Source organism: Ruegeria sp. BB6, assembly GCF_056539385.1.
Genome location: NZ_JBQFUW010000001.1, coordinates 511,945 through 527,181, shown reverse-complemented (window position 1 = coordinate 527,181; position 15,237 = coordinate 511,945). Strand labels below are relative to the sequence as shown.

The window sequence follows — 15,237 nt, the reverse complement described above, 5'->3', positions numbered from 1 at the left end:
TGCGTTGCCCTTGATCTCTATCAAAGGCGTTTCATAGCGGCATATCTGGATCGTTGCGGTATGCTCATGCTGTCCACGCGGAGCATGTTTTTAAGGAAGTTCGTGACGGCATCCATCTCCAAGAAAACCTGCCGTTTCGGCCGGCAGCCTTGAAGCGAGCCAACCCCTGGCGGTCTAGCTTTCTACCTTAAGCAAAAGGCCAAGACAGCGACGAAGATTGAAATACTGATCAACCACACTGCGAGTTTCACTTGTTGGCGTGCGGGCAGGTTTCTGAGCAGTCTAATCATAGTCAAACCTTTCAGACAAAATCCGGTGTGACGCGGTGCCCCGCTCAATCAGATGATCTTCGACGGTGTCCATCATGGCAGGGGGGCCGCAGAGAACAAAAAGCCAGCTTTCAAATTGATCAGAAGACAAATTGCGGTCCAACAGATGACCGTCGATCAATCCTGTCTCTCCGGACCAATCCTCTGGCGGCTCGGATAGAACAAATACTGTTTCTTCTTTGGACAACTCCTGGCGAAAAGCAATCTGCTCCTCCACCCGGTTGCCATAGATAAGCTTGAGATCGTACTGTGTTCCACTCAACCGTACCTGACGCACAATGCTCAACATGGGCGCGATCCCGACACCACCTGCGATCAGAACAATGCCTTTCTCAGTTCGGTGGCTGATCGACAGATTTCCATGCGGGGCATCTAGATAGGCCGTGGTTTGCGGAGCGATCTGTCCGAGGCCGCATGTGAAATCCCCAAGCTCCTTTATCACGAATGAAACTTCGGGGCCTTCGGCTGGTGCCGAACTAATCGAGAAAGGGTTCTCATGCAGCGAAAAAACACTGTGGCCGACGTTTAGCCAAGCAAATTGCCCTGCTTCGAAGTTTAGTCCGTTGTGACCATCTGGCACGACGCGCAACTCCCATTGCTTCGGTGTTAGTCGAGACACAGACGTGACGCGCCACGGTCTTTTCCTCTGACGAAAAGGGCGAACGAGATAGACATACAGCAAAGTTCCAACTGCAATACTGGTTAGGGCAAGCCAGAGATAGGTTAGTAGCGGATGCCCACCGTAGCGCCCAGCATATACCGTGTGATGCAACAGCAGGCATGCGATCACCAAGGCTCCCAGCCCGTGAAAGAGGCGCCATGTTTCGTATTTGTAATCAAGGGATTTGCGGGCAATTGCTGAGGCGACCAAAATGAACAGCAATAAATATGCGCCGATGCCCGATACCAGCACAGAAAAGTCGGTCGAAATCGTAAGTTGGTTTGTTTCATCCCACGGACGGCGTCCGCCCGAAGGCGTGCCCTGATATAGCAGCGGGTGTATCAGCGCAAAGCCGAGTGCTGTACGCGCCATCAACTGATGCGCTCGCATGGTTACATCCATACCCAGACCGGAAGAGATGAACCTGAACCGCCCAGACAGCAGGAACTCGACTAAGATTATTGAAAAAGCAAGCATTCCAAGCCCGGACGCGAGCTCTTGATGAAATGATCGTGTTGGCCATCCCAGAGACCAAGAAAAACCCAAGGGAGCCAAGATCAGCAAAACGTAAATCAGCGCCAGATAGGGCCATTTCATACGGTTTTGCTCCACTGCGCTAAAGGTAGGCAACTCGGGCTCATTCAAAATAAACGCTAAGCTGACCTGGGATTCCGATCAAGACTACTGAGAATGGTGCTAACTCCACAACGACGTGGCAGGTTTAGTGGACAACGTTTCCCGTTTCTGTTCGTTCAGCCGCTGCGTTCGGTCTGGCTGATGCTGAAGTTGCATGCTTGCGCAAGATCAAGGTCCCTTACCACTTTTCCTGTCATAATGTTGCGCGCGTGAAATCAGGCCAAAGGAGGAGGCTCAAAATGCTAGAAGACAAAAAGTCCCCGCAACTTTTCACTGGAATGCATCTGCTCTCTGACAACTTTCGGCGTGAAATGGAAACCCTGATGTCGCGTTTTTTTGGGGAAGGATCACCCTTACTGCCGATGGAAACGGCTGCGCAACGCACGGGTTTTCCGTCTCTTGACATGACGGGCGCGATTTCACCGGCAATCGATGTCCAAGAAACGGATTCTACGATTGTCCTGACGGCTGAATTGCCAGGGCTCGAAGAGGATGATGTGGAAATTGAAATCAAGAATCGCAGGCTAATCCTGCGCGGTCAGAAGAAGATTGCGCATGATGAAACGGGCGATCTTCGTGTCAGCGAAAGAAGCTATGGCAGCTTTTCCAGAGCCATGTCGCTGCCAGACACTGTGGAAATCGACAAGATTTCAGCAACATTCGACAAAGGCATTTTGCATATCGAAATGCCGAAGACTGAGCCTCAGGATCCAAGCCGCAAGATCAAGGTATCGTCGAAATAGACGGTTTGGTGGATCGATACAGTGCTTGAAAAGACCAAAGTAGAGGGTCGATCGTGGATCGTCCTTCTAAGAGTTGCGTCCTGATAAGTGTCTTTGGTTGAATCCGCGCAGGCGCCGCAAGTATCTGTACAAATGTGTTTTTTGCACATTCGTACCAGACCATGGGTTTGGCGTTGAAGCGTGGTAGAATGCCCTCGCGCGTTTGGGTAGGGGGCCACAATGCGAAAACCAGAAGAGAGTGGCATGACACCCTCAGGACATGCTGGTGAAGGTGAGGTGCGGGCCTTTCTGGAGAGCCTGACCGGACCATCGCGCGGCTACGTGAACTGGCTGGTCGACAAAGCCCTGACCGTTTCTGTTGACGATGGCAGGGTGTTAAGCCTTCGACCTAAAGACGACCTGCCTCCGCATGACAACGATATTGCCACCTTACAGTGGGCTGACGACGGTTACACGATAACCGCGTCAGCAGGGCGCAATGTATGGGTGAACGGACAAAAAGCCTCATCGGCGTCTCTTTACCATGGCGACATGATCGAGTTCGGCGAAAAGGGCCCTATGTCTCGGTATAGGTTGTGCGATCACTCATTTCCCGCGTACCATACAGTCGAGGATATCCTCAGTGATGCATATGCTTACACCCGAACGAGCCGTCGACCTTTCGCTAAAAAGATGTCTGGTGCCCTGCGCGACAGTGGGCGGCGGCTTGCCTCTCAAACCACGATATTGTTCAGGATCACAGTTCTTGCGACGCTTCTTGTGATCGCGGGGTTTGGGTACCTGCTTTACCAAAACGACCGGCGCTTGGCGGATAGTATCGAACAGGAGTCCCGCAAGATCGAAGCGATCGCGGTTATGCTCGCTCAGACGCGAGAAGACGCACTTACGCCTGACGACTTAGCTTCATTGCGTGACGCTTTTGAGAACCAGGTCTTGTCGACTGAACAACGTCTTGGAACCTTGGAACAGCGGGCGGGAGCACCCACGCGCGTAATCGCTGCCTCGATTCAATCCGTCGCGTTCATTCAAGGGGCTTATGGGCTGCGCCACGTGGAAAGCGGGAAGATTTTGCGGCACGTGTTGGGACCGAACGGAGAAAACCTGAAGACCCCGTTTGGCCAGCCTTGGATCAAACCGGACGGGACAGGCGAACCTGCAGAATTTCAATTCACCGGAACGGGTTTTTTGATCGCTGGGGTGCCGTTGATGGCCACCAACCGCCATGTTGCGTTGCCGTGGACATCAGGGGATCGAGAGAAGGCGCTGAGAGACGCTGGTCTCGAGCCTGAAATGTTGAGGCTGCTGGCCTATTTGCCTGATCAGACGGAACCAATAGAGGCGCGTTTGGCCCGGTTCAGTGAAGCGGCAGACTTGGCGATTTTGGCAGTTGAGCCAAGCCGCGTTCAGGACCTCGGAATTCCTCTGGCGGACGCCACCTCGCGCGTTGGTGAAGAGCTGTATCTGTTGGGGTATCCAACGGGTTTGAAGGCTTTGATTGCGCAGGCTGGTCCGGGCTTTCTAGAGGAACTGGAAGCAGAAGGAACGTTGAACTTTTGGTCGATCGCGTCCCGGCTTTCTACACAAGGCAAGATACACCCTTTGGCAAGCAGAGGGATAGTTGCACGGACAAGTGGGAACGCCATCGTTTATGACGCCGAAACCACGATCGGTGGGAGTGGAGGGCCAGCATTGAATCGGCGGGGCGAGGTCGTTGCCATCAATGCTGCGATCTTGCCTGAGTTTGGTGGCTCAAACATCGGCGTCACGGTCTCACATCTCAGAGCTCTGCTAGGAGAGGTCGAAAGCCAGTGATCATTCGCTCGTTCGAAAGCGCGTGTTTTGAATAAAGAACACTGTGGCCAGTGGAACGATCACCGAGATCACGGCCACGGAGATCAGCAAGTAGCCAAGTTGACTGTAGTCCGCGGTAGACGTGATTTCACCGGTTTCCGGGTTGGTGACAGCGCGCGTGACGACGTATGTTTGGTTGAGATACTTGGTGCTGAGGCTGCTGGCAGACAAAGCCATGTTTGTGAACGACGCCATCACCGCGAAGAAGGTGGCTTTCAACTGAACAGGGGCATTGCGTGCGATCCAAGCCAACATCGGGACCATGGCGATCTGCCCAAGCGGCGACTCAACCGCTGTATCAAGAATGGCTATGAATCTTGCGTCGACAACTCCGCCGGTACGCGCCGCCGTCCATTCATGTAAACCGTAGTATAGGGCAAGGTTGGGCAGGGCGAGAACACCCGCCGCAATTGTTAGCAACACCACCACATGCGCAATGGAGCGATTGGCCATGAATGGCCGAAGGACGATTAACCCGAGCAGGGCCAGCATCGAAGTCAACAAAGCCAGGATTGCCAGGAATTGCTCATCGAACTCCAGTTCATCGATTTCAAACCATGTCAGGCCTGGTCCCGGTAGCGGAACGGCACGAAATACAAAAATGATTGTCGCTGTCCCGATCAAGGCTTTGGCTTGGGCTGGTTCCAACTCCTTCAGCAGACGCGACATGAGGTAAAGGATCACCGTCAGGGAAACCGCAAAAACGGTCTCTTGTGCGAATGCGAAATCTGCGGTTCCCAGCACGATGCTGAGCACAACGAATGCAAGGCCGCCGAGCAGTATGGACCATTTGACTTCGGTGGCTTCATCCGGCGTATGTGGCGGGCGGCCGCGCTTAATAAGCTGACGCTGGATAAAGCTGTGAAGAACGACTCCGCTAACGGACAACACCGGAATGGTCAGAGCTATCAGATATACTTGGCCATAAAGCGCAAGGCGTTCGGATTCTTGCAGTTCTTCGGTTCCAGAGAAAATCCAGATGTTTACAGCCGCAACCGCCGCAAACCCGGAAATGATCGAAATTCTGCCCAAGGTCTGCATCGTTGTGTGCTGTGCACGAGATTCTTCCGGCGAAAATGGTGCGCCGTTCTGGTCAACCTTTGGCACCGCCTCAACCGTCATGGCGTCGGCAACAACGTCCTGAATTGCATAACCCGAAGGCGCCAAGAGCAAGGCAACAACATACCAGTCTTCCAGCGGCATGAAACTGGACATCTGCACGGGAGCGGTCACAAGCCCATACATTATGAGCAAAGACAACGCGATCAGAGAAGCACCGAACAGGATCAGCAGGGACTTCCAGCGCCAGAACAGGTCCACGACATGGCCAAGCGGCATTTTGAGGATCCAAGGGATACCGGCCCAAAATGCGAGTCCTGCAACGAAAGAGGCGGATAAATCGAGGTAATTTTTTAGAAAAAAGGCGCCGACAACCGAGGTTAGGCCGGACACGCCGGCCGCAAAATAGACCATCAATGGCGGCAGATAGGACCATTGCAGCTGCTGAGCCATATCCACAAATGTTCTATCCCACCAGGCCCAGAGTTTTGATTCTATGGAAGTTTGGTCAGTCGTCATATGCCGTGGTAACTCGTGGAAGCTTTTGGGTCGTTGTAATTAGTTAGAGAAATCCAGATCCGAAAAGCAATGCACTGGTGATCACCCCAAGGATCGGTACCATAAAAGGAACGCGGAAGTGCTTGGCGGCTTCGTCCGGCTGCATCTTCAGCAGGATCAGCGAAATGTCGACGAGCACAAAGACGCCCAGAACGATCTGGGATGTGCGCTCTGCCAGAGCTCCAATCGGTACGGTTTGAGTCAACAGAACGATGATTGCCGCGACCAGCAAAGTAGCGACTACTGGTGTCTGCGTTGCTTTAGGAATTATCGCCAGAACCTTCGGAAGATGGCCACGACATTCTCAACCTTGCACAGCCCATCTGGGAAAGCCTCGCGCCAACGGTCGTAGTCTGCTTTGCATGCTTCCTTTCCGGGAAGTTTTTCGCCACGCGCGATGTCCTCAAAGTCGCAATCCTCAGCAATTACAGCTGCGCCTCGGTCGGGGTCACGCATATCCCATGACTCGTGAAACTGCCGAACTATTTTCTCCGTGGGGTGCATTGCTTTCATATCTCTCATTTAAGTGTGGGCAGTGTGCTCACGCACTTACACCGACCATTCGAAGGCCACTCATGGGAAGAAAATGGCAAAAGAAACTTCTATGTTTTAACAGGTCCACTTCCGCATCTCGGGATAGGACGACCGCGATCGGCATATGCCAAAAACATGACTATTTCTTCGGGACGCGGCCCATCCGGTACATAAAGCGTCATTGTATCGAAATGATCAAAGGACCAGGGGTTGTCTTTGTGGCCAAGCGGCAAATCGATTGAAGTTCCAGCCGCTCCAATCTTTACGTTGGATGGAATGACTGCGTCGCCTCCATTGGCAGCGGCTCGCATCGGAACGCCGAGTTTGGGATGTATGACTGCGCCACCGTGCTCCATATCTCCGGAGACCCCAACAATCGCTGCCTTCCCATAAGATACGGGCGCTCCTTTAAGCTGCGAAACGGCTTGTTCAGCGAGTTGTTGCCCAAGTTCAGCCCCGATCTCAAAAAGCGCTGAAAGGTCAGCTGCGAAACGGCCTGCAATCGGGTTTCGAAAAACTGCAGCCGCCGCAACGCGGCAAACCTGTTCGCATGGCTCGCCAAAGGAATCACGCGTTATGTGCTCTCGCACTAATACAATCTTGCGCGTTTCGACCATGAATACCCCCATTTGCCTTGTTGAGGCATAGTGCTGACAATTCAGCTGCGCGTCGACTTCAAATTTCTCAATTGTCATGCAGATGATGGTTCACGAAGTCCGCTTTGGGCTCGAAGCGGCCAATCGCTGCTAGTTGCTCGTACGACTGCTTTGCGGACAAAGCTGTCGTTCGTTGCGGCTGAGCGAATGTCTGCATTGGCTGTTTCGTGTAATCCGATTTAGTCTTTCAAACATCAACTTGTATTTATCCGACGGGTTCTACGTGGAAAAGTTTAACTAACTGTCAAACTCCAGACCCTTCATTAATTCAAAGACTTGGCTACGCATCCAAGCCGCCATCGGGGCGTTGTCAGAACGCTTGTGCCAGATGCCGATGATCAACGCTGGTTCAATATGCATCGGTGGTTCGAACACGTTCAGTTCGAATGTCTTGGCCAATTTCCTTGCAAGCTGAGCGGGTACAAGCGCGATGAGGTCGCTTTCGCTCACCGCACGGCAAACGCCACTAAAGACCGGTACTGTCATAGCAACCTGTCGCTGTTTTCCGACGCGATTAAGGGCAGCATCACCCATCGCAGCCAGGTTCCCTTCTGGGGAAAACAAGACGTGGTGGAGTGCGCAGAACGTATCCATGTGCATCTGCGTTTCTTCCTGAAGCCCCTCAAGCTTTGGATTTCCCTTGCGAGCTATCACGTGGAACGGCGAATGGAAGAGTGGCTCCCGATTGACCCAGTCCGGCAGGAGCAAATCCGGGATCAGCGCAATGTCAGCGTTACGTCGTTCTAGACTGGCCACATAGTCATTCGGAACCAGATCAACCAGCTGCGCTCGTAGATTGGGCGCTGACTTTTGCAGGCGATCACCCAAAGGTGGCATCAGGAGTTCCGCGAAGAAATCGCTGGCAGCGATCCGGAAAGTGCCTTCAGCGGTTCGCGGATCAAAGGTAGCTGGCGGAGCTAGCAAAGCCTCAAGACGTTCGAGTTCTTCCCGCAAACCGGATTCAATATTGGATGCATAATCGGTAGCAACCAAACGGTTTCCCTGCCGGACAAAAAGGGGGTCGTCCAAAGCATGACGAAGACGCGACAATGCACCCGAGACTGCGGATTGCGACATCGCTAGCCTGTCGGCCGCCTTCACAGTTGAGCCTTCGCTAAAGAGGGCGTCCAACACGCGCAAAAGGTTGAGGTCCAGTGTAGCGAAATTCACTTGGCCGATATCCTTTATTAGATATTGCGGTTTGCCTGATAGGTTGGCCTTCGGATAGGCTTCTGTCAACGGAAGCGCTTTCGTTTCAATCCAATGCTAATGGAGAGAAACGATGAAGGACCTGGCCCAAATCGACGGAGCCATCGAATGGCTCGGCGTAAAATACAAAACCATCCTCGCCTCAGAACAGACGGGTGGCACTATGTCTATTGTGGACAGCTGGTCTCCTGCTGGTAGCGGCCCTCCACGCCACGTGCATCAAAACGAAGACGAAACCTTCGTAATCGTCACCGGCACATGCAGGTTCTGGTTGGAAGGCGAGGAGTTTTCCGCAGGGGTCGGCGAAAGCGTATTCATCCCACGTGGCAAGGAACATACCTTCAAGGTGACAGACGACGAACCTTGCCGCCATCTCGTGATCCTGACGCCCGGCGGATTCGAAGGTTTCTTTTTCGACATGGCAGCCGGTCAGTGCCGTATCCCAGAGGACATGCCCGCCATTGAGGAGAGCGCCAAGCGGCACAACATGGCCTTCACCGGCCCGCCGTTGGATTGAACACATGACTAAGAAACACATCGTCTATCATATCCCCGTCTGTCCCTTCTCGCAGCGACTCGAAATCCTACTGGCTTTGCGGGGACTGCCGGATGCCGTAGAATTTCGTGTCGTAGACATCACCAAGCCACGCGATCCGGAATTGCTGGCCAAGACCCGGGGGACGACAGCCTTGCCGGTGCTGGAAACCAGCGACGGTCGTATATTGAAAGAAAGCCTCGTGATCCTGCGCTATCTTGACGAGGCTCTGCCGGGGGCACCATTACGCCGCAGTGATCCTGCCGAACATGCCATTGAGTCGATGCTGATCGCCCGCGAAGGACCCTTCACAATGGCGGGCTATCTCTTTGTCATGAATCAGGATCAGGCGCGCCGAGATGAGCATTTGAATAAACTCCTCGCGCTCTATCGAGACCTTGATGATTTCCTACGTCATCATAATCCGACTGGCCCATTCCTGTTCGAGGACTTCGGTTTGGCAGAGGCAGTTTTTACCCCGATGTTCAAGCGGTTTTGGTTCCTTGACTACTACGAAGGGTTCAAATTACCCGTTGGCAAAGACTATGACCGGGTACGAGTGTGGCGTGATGCATGCATGGCGCATCCAGAAACATCGCAGGTGACTGAAGAAGAGATCGTCAAACTCTACTACGACTACGCGCTCGGGGCCGGAAACGGCGCCCTACCTGACGGTCGCAGCGTTTCAAGTTTCACCTTCGAACCGCCTTGGCAATCGAGACCCATGCCCCCAAGGGAAAAGTATGCAGCGACAGCCACCGACAAAGAGCTGGGCCTTGTCGCCTAACCATCGATTAAATGCCCAGTACCGGAAATTCATGCGCCGCGCGGCATCGGATAAAATGGGCTCAATGCAGACACCTAAAAAAGGGATGCTCATTAGCGGGAAGTTAATCTCCCAAAGACTAGCTTTGCAGTCTTTCTGAGATATCTGTCGCTGCCTTGACGACCGATGCCGCCAGAGTTTCGAGCTTACTGTCTGGAAATCTTGTAATTGGTCCCGAGATCGAAACGCCAGCCACAACCTTTCCCAAAGAGTCGAATACAGGTGCTGCAATACAACGCATGCCTGGGAAACGTTCTTCGTCGTCCAACGTCCAGCCCCGATGCCTGGATTTACGGAGCTCTTCCTGTAACTCCTTTATGTCAGTAATTGAATTTGGTGTCTGACTTACCAGTGTTAGCGGCGTCAAAATACTCTCTAACTCATCCTTGTCCATAAAGGCCATGATGGCTTTACCCACACCGGATGTGTGAAAAAAAGCCGCTGTCCCGTTCTTGAAAGAGGCCCTTATCGGATTGTCGGATTCGACTTGGGTAAGGTAGAGCAATTGCCCACCTTCCTCGATTGCTAGATTTGCAGTCTCTCCAGTTTCTTCTGACAGCACCCTCATAACTGGCGGTGCAACTTCCAGCAAGTTTGACCCTTCTTCAAAGGTGCTGCCAATGCGATAAGCTTGCGGGCCTATACGCCATTTGCCTTGCTCAACATCATGAGTAACCATGCCACGCTGCTGAAGTGTTGTCAGAAGCCTGTGTGCCGTTGCAGGCGGTATCTGTGTAACCTTTGAAATCTCAGCAAGCGTAGTAGAGCGTGTGTCGGCTATGTAGATCAAGACACGAATACCGCGATCAAGTGCCCCAACAGGTGGTGCGCCGATGTTCTCTTCATTCGACTTCAGTCGCGGACGTCCTCGACGATTGGCAGTTTTATGTTCGTTCATAATCAGTGAAACCAATGCGCTGTTTCTTAGCTTAAGATTCTAGCTCGGCAGTAACAGTAAAAAAATGAAAAATATTAATCAATTTATTTCAGTAGTTTAATAGCAGTTTAAACTGAAAAAAGAAGGTTATTCCAAAATATTTTGAAAATTTTGGAATCTGATTTATCGTTATCCTCATTCGCTTAACAGCGGATTGGCGCCAGCACCGAAGCAGAAAACGGAGATGGCGCAGTCAAGGGAGGAAACATGACAAAATCTTTGAACCGCAGAAATTTTCTGCGTGGCTCTGCTGTTGTGGGCGCTGGTGCGCTCGCGGCCCCGGCGGTCCATGCGCAGGAAGGAACAAACCTCAAGATGCAAGCTGCCTGGGGCGGCGGCATCTTTCTTGAAAATGCACAGTCTTACGTAAATCGCGTCAACGAAATGTCCGGCGGCAAGCTGACGATTGAGCTACTGCCTGTGAACTCGGTCGTGAAAACTAGTCAAATGCAGGACGCGGTTCATCGCGGCGTACTGGATGCAGCGCACTATGTACCGGCTTACTGGTACTCTAAATCCAAGACAGCGTCGCTGTTTGGGACTGGTCCGTGCTTTGGATGGTCAAGCCAAGAAGTCCTGGGTTGGGTAAACTACGGCGGCGGGCAGGAACTGTTCGACGAGTTGATGGGAATCCTCGGATTGAACGTCGTGTCCTTCTTTAACTCGCCAATGCCGGCACAACCGTTGGGCTGGTTCAAAGAAGAGATCACAAGCTCTGATCAAATGAACGGCTTGAAGTATCGTACCGTTGGACTTGCGGCGGATGTTTTGCTTGAGATGGGTATGTCGGTAGTGCAGCTTCCTGGCGGCGAAATCCAGCCCGCAATGAAATCTGGCCTTATCGACGCGGCCGAGTTCAACAACCCGACATCCGACCGCGACTTTGGCATGCAGGACGTGTCGAAGCATTATCACCTGGCATCCTTCCACCAAAGTCAGGAGTTCTTCGAAGTTACCTTCAACAAAGACAAGTTCAACGCTCTGGCGCCCGAGCTTCAAGCAATCCTTAAGTATGCTTCAGAGGCCGAAAACTCCAACTTCTATTGGAACAACACAAAGCGTTACGCAGATGACTTGGTAACGCTGGCCGAAGAGCAAGGAGTGAACGTGTATCGCACGCCCGACAGTGTGATGCAGGCGCAACTGGAGGCTTGGGACGTTGTGGTCGATCGGATCTCAAATGAAGATCCATTCTTTGCCAAAGTTGTCGATAGCCAGAAGGCCTACGCAAAAACAGTGATGAACTACCTCAACTTGAACCAGCCGGACTACAAACTGGCTTACAAGCACTATTTCGGTTGAGGTCTGACGATCTCTGAAGATTGGAAGCCGCGCAGCTGTGCGGCTTCCTAAACTCCGGGCAGAACAGGCGAGGAACTGACCTTGATCAAGACAATCCACGCCATCGAAGGGCTAAGCCAATGGGTCGGCAAAGCCTTCGGATGGTGCATCCTAATATTGACACTTTCCGTGTCCTACGAAGTGTTCGTCCGTTATGTGCTTAACAAGCCAACCGTCTGGGCGTTCGATATGATGGTCCAAATGTACGGCGCTTTGTTCCTAATGGCCGGGGCATATGCATTGGCTCAAGATGCTCATGTCAGGGGCGACGTTCTGTATCGATTGTTCTCTGTCCGCTGGCAGGCCCGTGTCGATTTCGTTCTTTACATCCTCTTCTTCTTCCCCGGCATGTTCGCGTTGTTTTGGTACGGATGGGAGATAGCGAAAGACAGTTGGCGCTATGAAGAGGTCAGCTGGAACAGCCCCGCCCGAATCCAAATCTACTTCTTCAAAACTCTGATCCCAGTTGCTGGTTTCTTGTTGATGTTGCAAGGACTTGCGGAAATGGCGCGATGCTGGCTGGCAATGCGAAATGGTGTCTGGCTTGAGCGGCTAGATGACGTGCGCGAGACCGAGGACATGTTGATGGAAGAGACTATCGACAAAATTCGGACTACGGGCACCGAAGAAGGAGGCCGCAACGATGACTGATCCTCAGGTCGCCATCTTGATGCTCAGCCTCTTCATTGTTTTGGTGCTGCTGGGCTTTCCAATCGCATTCACACTGCTCGCTATGGGTGTTGGATTTGGGTACTACGCCTATTACCAGTCCGCGCCAGAGAGCATCGCGGATATTTTCAACAACAACATCTTCTATCTTCTCAACCAAAACACCTACTCGGTGATGGAGAACGACACGCTTGTTGCAATCCCATTATTCTTATTTATGGGTTACGTGGTTGAGCGAGCGAACATCGTCGATCGTCTGTTCTTCTCACTGTATATGGCTGCCCGAAACCTACCCGGGTCACTGGCAATCGCCGCACTTCTGACCTGTGCTGTATTCTCAACGGCGTCCGGGATTGTTGGCGCGGTTGTTACCCTTATGGGCCTGCTGGCCTATCCAGCGATGGCAAATGCAGGGTATCAACGTAGCTTCGCTTCTGGCGTTATCTGCGCGGGCGGTACTTTGGGCATTCTGATCCCGCCTTCGATTATGTTGATCGTCTATGCCGCAATTGCTGAGCTTTCGCCATTGCGTTTGTATGCTGCGGCGGTTTTTCCGGGATTGCTGCTGGCGGGTTTGTACATCGTCTACGTGATGGTACGCGTTTGGTTGAATCCATCGCTGGCACCGAAGCCGCAAGAGGACGACATTCCTCCAAAACGCCAGATCTATATGGACCTGTTGGTATCATTTGTACCTTTAACCGTTTTGATCATGCTGGTACTTGGCTCAATTCTAGGAGGCTTGGCGACCCCGGCTGAAGCAGCTGCAATGGGCGCATTGGGCGGACTGGTGCTAGCGATGCTTTACAGGTCGCTCACATGGGACAAGGTTAAACAAAGCGTTTTCCTAACTGCCAAGGCCACCGCAATGGTGTGCTGGTTGTTCGTGGGTTCATGGACCTTTGCGTCGATCTTTTCGTATCTCGGTGGACATGACGTTATCGAGCATTGGGTCGTTGGCATGAATCTGCAACCTTGGCAGTTCTTGGTACTAGCTCAGTTGATCATCTTCCTGCTTGGCTGGCCGCTTGAATGGTCCGAGATCCTCATCATCTTCGTGCCGATCTTTCTGCCTATGCTGGAGACCTTTGGGGTCAACCCGTATTTCTTCGCGATGCTGGTTGCTCTCAACTTGCAGACCTCGTTTCTGACGCCGCCGATGGCCATGTCAGCGTACTACCTAAAAGGGGTTCTCAAGAACCAGATCCAACTGATGGAGATCTTCAAAGGTTTGATGCCCTATCTGGCCATCGTGATCCTTTGCATGGTGCTCATGTACCAGTTCCCGGGCATCGCGCTTTGGTTGCCTGACTACCTATTTGGGGTTTGGGTGCCATGACCAAGCATGATCTGTCATTGTTCTCGGCGGTCCAATCCGCCGAGGGCATTCGGGACGGACGTTTTTCTTCCGAAGCACTAGTTGAAGACTGCCTGAAGCGTATCGAGGAAACCGACAGTGTTTTGCGCGCGTGGGCTTACCTTGACGCAGGCTTAGCGCTGGATCAGGCCCGCGAGTTGGATCGCATCAGAAAGGCAGGCCGGGCAACTGGTCCGCTGCATGGTGTGCCCGTAGCGCTGAAGGACATTGTCGACACAAAAGATATGCCCACCCAGCGGGGGACACCGATCTTTGAGGGCCGACGACCTGAAACAGATGCAAGGCTAGTTGAACTACTTCGAGAATCTGGCGCTGTCATCATGGGCAAGACAAAGACAACCGAGTTTGCCTTTATGCATCCGACCGACACCACCAACCCCTTCGACCAGAATAGAACACCTGGGGGGTCTTCAAGCGGATCGGCCGCAGCCGTAGCAGCCAGACACGTACCTTTGGCTATCGGGACACAGACCGGCGGGTCGGTCATCCGTCCGGCCTCGTTCTGCGGCGTTTTTGGCTTCAAGCCGACCCGTGGAATGATCTCGCGCAGCGGGGTTTTCAGGACGTCGGTTTCTTTGGATCACGTTGGGGGGTTTGCCAACTCGCTTGAGGATGTCGCTTTGCTGGCAGATGTGGTGGCCGGATATGACCAAAGCGATCCTGCCAGCTTTGCTCGGCCACGCGCGGAAATGTTGACCGGCGCTAAGGCGGACGTTCCGGTCGAGCCGAACATTGCCTGGCTGGATTTTCCGTTCAACGACCGCCTCGATGCAGATGCCCTTGATGGTCTGAATGCAGTGATTGACAGCCTAGGCGGCCGGGTCGAGCGCTTTTCGGTATCCCCTCAACTGGCTGATCTCATCAACGTACACAAAACGATCTATGACTACGAAATTCGACAGAATATGATGGAAGTTTCAGATGCCCATTGGTCGGAAATTAGCGCCGAGATGCACTCCGCAATAAATCGCGGTGCAAATATCAGCGAGGCCCAATACGAAGATGCCTTGTCCGTCATGGCATCTGCTCAAGGCTTTTTTGCAGAGTATTTCAACGAATTCGATGCAATCTTGGCCCCGGCAGCAACAGGAGAAGCTGTTCCACTGACTGTGGGGCACACCGGCGATTCCGTTTTTTGTCTGACCTGGACACTTGCGGGTTTGCCATGCCTCTCGCTGCCTTTGCTGGTCGGGCAGAACGACCTGCCCATCGGCGTTCAGCTTATTGGGGCTATCGAAGAGGATGGCCGGCTTTTACGCACGGCATCCTGGGTTCAACGCAGCTTACGAGCTCAGGAACAAAAGGGAGAGTAAAA

At 52.9% G+C, this 15,237-nt stretch carries 15 protein-coding genes; 8 read left to right on the top strand and 7 right to left on the bottom strand.

The genetic code is table 11. The features are described from left to right. Positions 1-282 precede the first annotated feature (282 nt). Positions 283-1,587, bottom strand: coding sequence for a ferredoxin reductase family protein (locus ACR0B7_RS02570; protein WP_170486356.1), 1,305 nt, complete (start codon positions 1,585-1,587; stop codon positions 283-285). A gap of 197 nt (positions 1,588-1,784) precedes the next feature. On the opposite strand from ACR0B7_RS02570, the gene ACR0B7_RS02565 reads away from it, so the two are divergent. Beyond that, on the top strand, positions 1,785-2,369 hold the full coding sequence (locus tag ACR0B7_RS02565; protein WP_170576664.1) for an Hsp20/alpha crystallin family protein: 585 nt from the start codon (positions 1,785-1,787) through the stop codon (positions 2,367-2,369). Positions 2,370-2,612: 243 nt separating this feature from the next. Continuing rightward, positions 2,613-4,181 (top strand): S1 family peptidase, encoded by a 1,569-nt coding sequence (locus ACR0B7_RS02560; protein WP_170486358.1) that lies wholly within the window; start codon positions 2,613-2,615, stop codon positions 4,179-4,181. Here ACR0B7_RS02560 and ACR0B7_RS02555 read toward each other — a convergent pair whose 3' ends face one another. The 5 genes from ACR0B7_RS02555 to ACR0B7_RS02535 all read right to left on the bottom strand — a co-directional run bounded on the left by ACR0B7_RS02555 (position 4,182) and on the right by ACR0B7_RS02535 (position 8,266). Beyond that, positions 4,182-5,798, bottom strand: coding sequence for an MFS transporter (locus ACR0B7_RS02555; protein WP_170486359.1), 1,617 nt, complete (start codon positions 5,796-5,798; stop codon positions 4,182-4,184). 43 nt (positions 5,799-5,841) lie between these two features. Then, entirely contained in the window at positions 5,842-6,069 is a 228-nt protein-coding gene (locus ACR0B7_RS02550) for a hypothetical protein (protein ID WP_170486360.1), read from the bottom strand. A 35-nt stretch (positions 6,070-6,104) separates the two neighbouring features. Further along, entirely contained in the window at positions 6,105-6,341 is a 237-nt protein-coding gene (locus tag ACR0B7_RS02545) for an ester cyclase (RefSeq protein ID WP_480680850.1), read from the bottom strand. Between the two features lie 98 nt (positions 6,342-6,439). Continuing rightward, positions 6,440-7,066, bottom strand: coding sequence for an amino acid synthesis family protein (locus ACR0B7_RS02540; RefSeq protein WP_480680848.1), 627 nt, complete (start codon positions 7,064-7,066; stop codon positions 6,440-6,442). 198 nt (positions 7,067-7,264) lie between these two features. Then, the gene (locus ACR0B7_RS02535; RefSeq protein ID WP_480680847.1) at positions 7,265-8,266 is read right to left on the bottom strand and encodes a LysR family transcriptional regulator; all 1,002 of its coding nucleotides are present in this window, start codon (positions 8,264-8,266) and stop codon (positions 7,265-7,267) included. 43 nt (positions 8,267-8,309) lie between these two features. Between ACR0B7_RS02535 and ACR0B7_RS02530 the strand changes: the two genes are divergently transcribed. Both ACR0B7_RS02530 and ACR0B7_RS02525 read left to right on the top strand, forming a co-directional pair. Beyond that, positions 8,310-8,753 carry a cupin domain-containing protein gene (locus ACR0B7_RS02530; RefSeq protein WP_170566140.1) on the top strand — a complete coding sequence of 148 codons (444 nt, stop codon included), beginning with the start codon at positions 8,310-8,312 and terminating at the stop codon, positions 8,751-8,753. Positions 8,754-8,757: 4 nt separating this feature from the next. Next, the gene (locus ACR0B7_RS02525) at positions 8,758-9,558 is read left to right on the top strand and encodes a glutathione S-transferase family protein (RefSeq protein WP_170571392.1); all 801 of its coding nucleotides are present in this window, start codon (positions 8,758-8,760) and stop codon (positions 9,556-9,558) included. Positions 9,559-9,676: 118 nt separating this feature from the next. Here ACR0B7_RS02525 and ACR0B7_RS02520 read toward each other — a convergent pair whose 3' ends face one another. Then, positions 9,677-10,510 carry an IclR family transcriptional regulator gene (locus tag ACR0B7_RS02520; protein WP_170486364.1) on the bottom strand — a complete coding sequence of 278 codons (834 nt, stop codon included), beginning with the start codon at positions 10,508-10,510 and terminating at the stop codon, positions 9,677-9,679. A gap of 231 nt (positions 10,511-10,741) precedes the next feature. Here ACR0B7_RS02520 and ACR0B7_RS02515 point away from each other — a divergent pair, with 231 nt between their 5' ends. From ACR0B7_RS02515 to ACR0B7_RS02500, 4 genes are all read left to right on the top strand, one after another. After that, the gene (locus tag ACR0B7_RS02515; RefSeq protein WP_170486365.1) at positions 10,742-11,836 is read left to right on the top strand and encodes a TRAP transporter substrate-binding protein; all 1,095 of its coding nucleotides are present in this window, start codon (positions 10,742-10,744) and stop codon (positions 11,834-11,836) included. Between the two features lie 81 nt (positions 11,837-11,917). Continuing rightward, positions 11,918-12,526 carry a TRAP transporter small permease subunit gene (locus ACR0B7_RS02510; protein WP_170486366.1) on the top strand — a complete coding sequence of 203 codons (609 nt, stop codon included), beginning with the start codon at positions 11,918-11,920 and terminating at the stop codon, positions 12,524-12,526. Further along, positions 12,519-13,883, top strand: a complete 1,365-nt coding sequence (locus ACR0B7_RS02505) for a TRAP transporter large permease (RefSeq protein ID WP_170486367.1) — start codon at positions 12,519-12,521, stop codon at positions 13,881-13,883. The genes ACR0B7_RS02510 and ACR0B7_RS02505 overlap by 8 nt, the downstream gene beginning before the upstream one ends. Then, on the top strand, positions 13,880-15,235 hold the full coding sequence (locus ACR0B7_RS02500) for an amidase (protein WP_170486368.1): 1,356 nt from the start codon (positions 13,880-13,882) through the stop codon (positions 15,233-15,235). The genes ACR0B7_RS02505 and ACR0B7_RS02500 overlap by 4 nt, the downstream gene beginning before the upstream one ends. The last annotated feature ends 2 nt before the right edge of the window (positions 15,236-15,237 follow it).